At 60.1% G+C, this 1,561-nt stretch carries 1 protein-coding gene; it reads right to left on the bottom strand.

The genetic code is table 11. The features are described from left to right. Positions 1–141: 141 nt before the first annotated feature. Positions 142–1,023 (bottom strand): hypothetical protein, encoded by an 882-nt coding sequence (locus tag ACZ3HV_RS44515; protein WP_465693946.1) that lies wholly within the window; start codon positions 1,021–1,023, stop codon positions 142–144. Positions 1,024–1,561: the final 538 nt, after the last annotated feature.

Below are 1,561 nucleotides of genomic sequence, written 5' to 3' on the forward strand. Positions count from 1 at the left end.
CGGCTCGTCGGGCTGGCAGTAGGCGGTCCACCGACAGGCCGATGCGGAAGTATCGACAACCTGGATGTGTTGCGGGCACGGCGGGTCCGGCCCTGTTCACCGGGATCCCTGCCTCACATCCACAATATCAGCGGCGGTGGATCAGAGCTCAGCTTGTCGAGGGCTCCAGCCCGTTGTTGAAGAGACAGCGAGCGCGGTGAGTGTGGCGCGGCCAATCGCATCTGGCTCCCGCCAGTCATCGACTTCCAACAATTCGCCGGGCCTACTTCCGAACCACTCACCATCCTGTCGCTTGTGGCGAGGTGCCACATATGCACGGAAATCGTCGTCCGTCACAGTGATACTCACGGTTCTAGTGTTTGTGTAAAAATCACGCCAATCCACGCCACCCACGAATTTCAGCAACTCGGCTACCTCGTTGGCAGATTCTTGGATCTCCGAACCCAGCACATCGCGGATCAGCACCGCGAGCTCGGATCCTAACGCCTCAGGTTCAATATCGGCAGCCATAGCTAAGAACGGCCGCACGATTCCTGATCCGCCATCAGCATGCGGTCTAAAGGCGTGAGCGTAGAGCATGCCGTGATACCTGTGTACGCCCAGGGAAGCACTCCGCGATGGCCGCCTCTCATGGTAGTCGACATCCTTGGTTCGCCACCGCCGCCCGCCGCGATCGATGTCAAGCGCAGCTGCAAGAAGCGGGCCCGCTCGTACCCGCGTGTCGCCTGCCCATTGTGCATCGGAGAGAACTGCCGGCACGACGTATTCGACCACGCACTGCCGTACCTGAACGTCACCAGACGACAGCATGTCCTCGACCGCCACGTAGCACAGATCGAGCATTCCCATATCCACAACCGCGCGTCGAAAGATTCTGGATACGAATACGTCACGCAGCAGTTCTGTCGCGGCAAGCCAAGCGGGATCACCGTCCACGGACACCGCATGTATATCGACTACGAATTCAGGGAAGCTGCCAGCAAGGTACTCCGCGAGGTTGTCAAGGTTTACCGGTTCCGTCATGCCTCGGCGCCTTTCTGCTAGTGCCGACAATCGCCACCTTTGCACATTTGCATATCGACAACCGGATCCGATACGACTGCACAGCAGACTGTCTCATGATACCGGAGCCGGGCATCCGTACTGCGCGAAGGGCGCTGGAAGCAAACCGCAGTTCGGCGGCTTACCGGACATGATCCTGCCCGCCTCCCACGCGTACTGAGCGTCGCCTATCAGGCTCAGCACGGTCAACGTGCGTCCCAAGAAGACGGATCCACCAGAGCCGCGGAACGTTTGGACGTAAGCCCTAGGATGCTCCTCGGTGAACTGTGCGCCGGTCTCGCCAGAGACCGCTTGATTCCTCACGAGCCGGTCCATCGCACGATCCACGTCCGCCCGGATACCGCGCGACTCGAGATCCGCGGTAACGCCGTTCGCCTGGTCCTTCTTCGTCAACAGGTCCCATGAGCCCGGACAGTTCACGGCTGATCGGCCGACTCGTGCCGTAGAAGCACCGAAGTGCCTGTCCTGTAAGGGATTCTTGGACTTGCGACAGTCAAGA

The organism is Kribbella sp. NPDC020701 (assembly GCF_055562215.1).